Origin of the sequence: Leucobacter chinensis, from assembly GCF_019049105.1 — a bacterium.
GTDB lineage: Bacteria > Actinomycetota > Actinomycetes > Actinomycetales > Microbacteriaceae > Leucobacter_A > Leucobacter_A chinensis.
This window is the reverse complement of sequence record NZ_JAHQZR010000021.1, coordinates 1-5545: the sequence shown is the minus strand read 5'-3', so window position 1 is coordinate 5545 and position 5545 is coordinate 1. Positions and strand designations below refer to the sequence as shown.

Genomic DNA, 5545 nt, shown 5'->3' with positions numbered 1-5545 from the left:
AAAAGAAGTCCGGCGGTGTCCTACTCTCCCACGAGGTCCCCCTCGCAGTACCATCGGCGCAGTCAGCCTTAGCTACCGGGTTCGGAATGTAACCGGGCGTTTCCCTGACGCTATCGCCGCCGTAACACTATTAACCTATCAACACACACCCAACCCAAAAAAGGTCAGAGAATGTGGGCCGCAGGTTGAGAACCACAAAGTGAACGCGAATTCATCGTTACGCTAAAATCTTTTGAAACATTATGTCTCCCACCACAAACGGTGAGAAGAAATCAAGTCTTCGGTTTATTAGTACCAGTCAGCTCCACACATTACTGCGCTTCCACATCTGGCCTATCAACCCAGTCGTCTACTGGGAACCTCACACCCTAAAGGGCACGGAAATCTCATCTTGAGGCCGGCTTCCCGCTTAGATGCTTTCAGCGGTTATCCATCCCGAACGTAGCTAATCAGCGATGCCCTTGGCAGAACAACTGACACACCAGAGGTTCGTCCAACCCGGTCCTCTCGTACTAGGGTCAGATCCTCTCAAATTTCCAACGCACGCAGCGGATAGGGACCGAACTGTCTCACGACGTTCTAAACCCAGCTCGCGTACCGCTTTAATGGGCGAACAGCCCAACCCTTGGGACCTACTCCAGCCCCAGGATGCGACGAGCCGACATCGAGGTGCCAAACCATGCCGTCGATATGGACTCTTGGGCAAGATCAGCCTGTTATCCCCGAGGTACCTTTTATCCGTTGAGCGACAGCGCTTCCACAAGCCACTGCCGGATCACTAGTCCCGACTTTCGTCCCTGCTCGACCTGTCAGTCTCACAGTCAAGCTCCCTTGTGCACTTACACTCGCCACCTGATTGCCAACCAGGTTGAGGGAACCTTTGGGCGCCTCCGTTACTTTTTAGGAGGCAACCGCCCCAGTTAAACTACCCACCAGGCACTGTCCGAAAACCCGATCAGGGTTCGTCGTTAGATGTTCAATATGACCAGAGTGGTATTTCAACAATGACTCCACGAATACTAGCGTATCCGCTTCACAGTCTCCCACCTATCCTACACAAGCCACACCGAACACCAATACCAAGCTATAGTAAAGGTCACGGGGTCTTTCCGTCCTGCTGCGCGTAACGAGCATCTTTACTCGTAATGCAATTTCGCCGAGTTCATGGTTGAGACAGCTGGGAAGTCGTTACGCCATTCGTGCAGGTCGGAACTTACCCGACAAGGAATTTCGCTACCTTAGGATGGTTATAGTTACCACCGCCGTTTACTGGGGCTTAAATTCAAAGCTTCGCAACCGAAGTTGCTAACCTCTCCTCTTAACCTTCCAGCACCGGGCAGGCGTCAGTCCGTATACATCCAATTGCTTGTTAGCACGGACCTGTGTTTTTAGTAAACAGTCGCTTCCCACTGGTCTCTGCGGCCACCACACCCTTTCCGGAGTAAATCCGTATAAGTGGATGGCCCCCCTTCTCCCGAAGTTACGGGGGCATTTTGCCGAGTTCCTTAACCACGATTCTCTCGATCTCCTTAGTATTCTCTACCTGACCACCTGTGTCGGTTTGGGGTACGGGCAGCTAGAACCTCACGTCGATGCTTTTCTCGGCAGCATAGGATCAGTGACTCGCTCCAAAAAGAGCTCCCCATCGCATCTCAGCCTTCACGAATGGCGGATTTACCTACCACTCGGCCTACATGCTTAGCCCAGGACAACCATCGCCTGGGATCACCTACCTTCCTGCGTCACACCTGTTAATACGTTAACCACCCGAGTTCGGGTTCGAAGCATCCACAAAGCAAACACCCGAAGGTGAAAGCAAAGCTTCAGTTTTCTTAGCACTACTCGTTAGGTTCTTGTCGGTTCTTCGCCGGTACGGGAATATCAACCCGTTGTCCATCGACTACGCCTGTCGGCCTCGCCTTAGGTCCCGACTTACCCAGGGAAGATTAGCTTGACCCTGGAACCCTTGGTCTTCCGGAGGACGGGTTTCTCACCCGTCTTTCGCTACTCATGCCTGCATTCTCACTCGTGTAGCATCCACGGCTGGATCACTCCGCCGCTTCACTCGCCACACGACGCTCTCCTACCCATCCATACGGCTGGACCACGAAGGCCTACCTGTTATATGAATGTCACAACTTCGGTGGTGTGCTTGAGCCCCGTTACATTGTCGGCGCGGAATCACTTGACCAGTGAGCTATTACGCACTCTTTCAAGGGTGGCTGCTTCTAAGCCAACCTCCTGGTTGTCTCAGCAACTCCACATCCTTTTCCACTTAGCACACGCTTTGGGACCTTAGTTGGTGATCTGGGTTGTTTCCCTCTCGACTATGAAGCTTATCCCCCACAGTCTCACTGCTGCGCTCTCACTTACCGGCATTCGGAGTTTAGCTGACGTCAGTAACCTTGTAGGGCCCATCGGCCATCCAGTAGCTCTACCTCCAGTAAGAAACACGCAACGCTGCACCTAAATGCATTTCGGAGAGAACCAGCTATCACGAAGTTTGATTGGCCTTTCACCCCTAACCACAGCTCATCCCCTCAGTTTTCAACCTAAGTGGGTTCGGTCCTCCACGTGTTCTTACACACGCTTCAACCTGGCCATGGATAGATCACTTCGCTTCGGGTCTAGGACATGCGACTGAATCGCCCTATTCAGACTCGCTTTCGCTACGGCTACCCCACACGGGTTAACCTCGCCACATGCCGCTAACTCGCAGGCTCATTCTTCAAAAGGCACGCAGTCACCCCACAAGGAGGCTCCTACGGATTGTAAGCAAACGGTTTCAGGTTCTATTTCACTCCCCTCCCGGGGTACTTTTCACCTTTCCCTCACGGTACTAGTCCGCTATCGGTCATCTGGGAGTATTTAGGCTTATCAGGTGGTCCTGACAGATTCACACGGGATTTCTCGGGCCCCGTGCTACTTGGGATACACACGACGCGGTCAAGCAATTTCGAGTACGGGACTCTCACCCTCTCCGATCAGGCGTTCCAACCTGTTCCTCTATCACTTGAACACTCACGCTGAAGGCTCAGTAGCGCCTTCCCATGCGTCCCACAACCCCCCTGATGCAACGCCTACCAGCTATCACACACCAGAGGTTTAGCCTCATCCGGGTTCGCTCGCCACTACTACCGGAATCACATGTTGTTTTCTCTTCCTGTGGGTACTGAGATGTTTCACTTCCCCACGTTCCCCCCACACACCCTATATATTCAGGTGCGGGTCACCAGGTACGCACGCGCCCTGGCGGGGTTTCCCCATTCGGAAATCCTCGGATCGAAGCCCGTTTATCGGCTCCCCGAGGCTTATCGCAGATTACTACGTCCTTCTTCGGCTCCAGATGCCTAGGCATCCACCGTTCGCTCTTAGCAACTTGAAATCACATAAGTAAATTAAAAATTATCCAAAAGAATCATTATGAAACCACCCACACAAACGTGTGAGCAGAGTCCAATGATACATAAACAACAAAACCAAAGTCTTGTTGTCGATGCTCGCGTCCACTGTGTAGTTCTCAACATACGGTCGATACACACCCCCATGACAACACGTTCATGAAAGCATGTCCGAAAGACCAAACCAACACCCCAAAAAAAAGGGCATCGCCTGGGCCTTCAGGACCCAATAGTATGCACCACGACCTGCTTCAACACCCCACACCCTTTCCTACCAGGAACCAAATCCCAATGTACTCGCAGCATGAAACGCATCCACACATCATCATCAAATGTTCCACCCATGAGCACCCAGCAAGAAACATTCGTTCTTGAACCAGGCTTCTCTACACCACAAACGTGGTGAGTGCTCCTTAGAAAGGAGGTGATCCAGCCGCACCTTCCGGTACGGCTACCTTGTTACGACTTAGTCCTAATCACCAGTCCCACCTTCGACGACTCCCTCCAAAAGGTTAGGCCATCGGCTTCGGGTGTTACCGACTTTCATGACTTGACGGGCGGTGTGTACAAGGCCCGGGAACGTATTCACCGCAGCGTTGCTGATCTGCGATTACTAGCGACTCCGACTTCATGGGGTCGAGTTGCAGACCCCAATCCGAACTGAGACCGGCTTTTTGGGATTCGCTCCACCTCGCGGTATCGCTGCCCATTGTACCGGCCATTGTAGCATGCGTGAAGCCCAAGACATAAGGGGCATGATGATTTGACGTCATCCCCACCTTCCTCCGTGTTGACCACGGCAGTATCCCATGAGTCCCCGGCATAACCCGCTGGCAACATAGGACGAGGGTTGCGCTCGTTGCCGGACTTAACCGAACATCTCACGACACGAGCTGACGACAACCATGCACCACCTGTAACCGAGTGTCCAAAGAGTCCTGTATCTCTACAGTGTTCTCGGTTATGTCAAGCCTTGGTAAGGTTCTTCGCGTTGCATCGAATTAATCCGCATGCTCCGCCGCTTGTGCGGGCCCCCGTCAATTCCTTTGAGTTTTAGCCTTGCGGCCGTACTCCCCAGGCGGGGAACTTAATGCGTTAGCTACGACACAGAAACCGTGGAATGGTCCCTACATCTAGTTCCCAACGTTTACGGCATGGACTACCAGGGTATCTAATCCTGTTCGCTCCCCATGCTTTCGCTCCTCAGCGTCAGTAGCGGCCCAGAGATCTGCCTTCGCCATCGGTGTTCCTCCTGATATCTGCGCATTCCACCGCTACACCAGGAATTCCAATCTCCCCTACCGCACTCTAGCCTGCCCGTACCCACTGCAGGCCCGAGGTTGAGCCTCGGGTTTTCACAGCAGACGCGACAAGCCGCCTACGAGCTCTTTACGCCCAATAATTCCGGACAACGCTTGCACCCTACGTATTACCGCGGCTGCTGGCACGTAGTTAGCCGGTGCTTTTTCTGTAGGTACCGTCACTTTCGCTTCTTCCCTACTAAAAGAGGTTTACAACCCGAAGGCCGTCATCCCTCACGCGGCGTTGCTGCATCAGGCTTTCGCCCATTGTGCAATATTCCCCACTGCTGCCTCCCGTAGGAGTCTGGGCCGTGTCTCAGTCCCAGTGTGGCCGGTCACCCTCTCAGGCCGGCTACCCGTCGTCGCCTTGGTGAGCCATTACCTCACCAACAAGCTGATAGGCCGCGAGTCCATCCAAAACCGATAAATCTTTCCAACAACGACCATGCGATCATTGCTCATATCCGGTATTAGACGCCATTTCTAGCGCTTATCCCGAAGTTAAGGGCAGGTTACTCACGTGTTACTCACCCGTTCGCCACTCTTCCACCCAGCAAGCTGGGCTTCATCGTTCGACTTGCATGTGTTAAGCACGCCGCCAGCGTTCGTCCTGAGCCAGGATCAAACTCTCCGTAAAAAAACTGAATGCATACACGAACCCGGAATAAGGGAACATGCAGCGAGTTTGATCTGACTAAATAAAAACAAACAGCGAAACCAGAAAAACTGGCTCCAACTGGCCGAAATTATGTTAATCCAAAAAAGGAATCTCTCCAAAAACGGAGGATTACAAAAAATTGGCATTTGACAATTTAGTGCACACTATTGAGTTCTCAAGGACCA

3 rRNA genes are annotated in these 5545 nt (G+C 52.7%); all 3 read right to left on the bottom strand.

What is annotated here, in order from left to right:
- Positions 1-7: 7 nt before the first annotated feature.
- Positions 8-124: ribosomal RNA gene (gene rrf / locus KTJ78_RS13445) — 5S ribosomal RNA — on the bottom strand.
- 144 nt (positions 125-268) lie between these two features.
- Positions 269-3385, bottom strand: a 23S ribosomal RNA gene (locus KTJ78_RS13440).
- Between the two features lie 433 nt (positions 3386-3818).
- A 16S ribosomal RNA gene (locus tag KTJ78_RS13435) occupies positions 3819-5339 on the bottom strand.
- Together the 16S, 23S and 5S rRNA genes form the textbook arrangement of a ribosomal RNA operon.
- Positions 5340-5545: the final 206 nt, after the last annotated feature.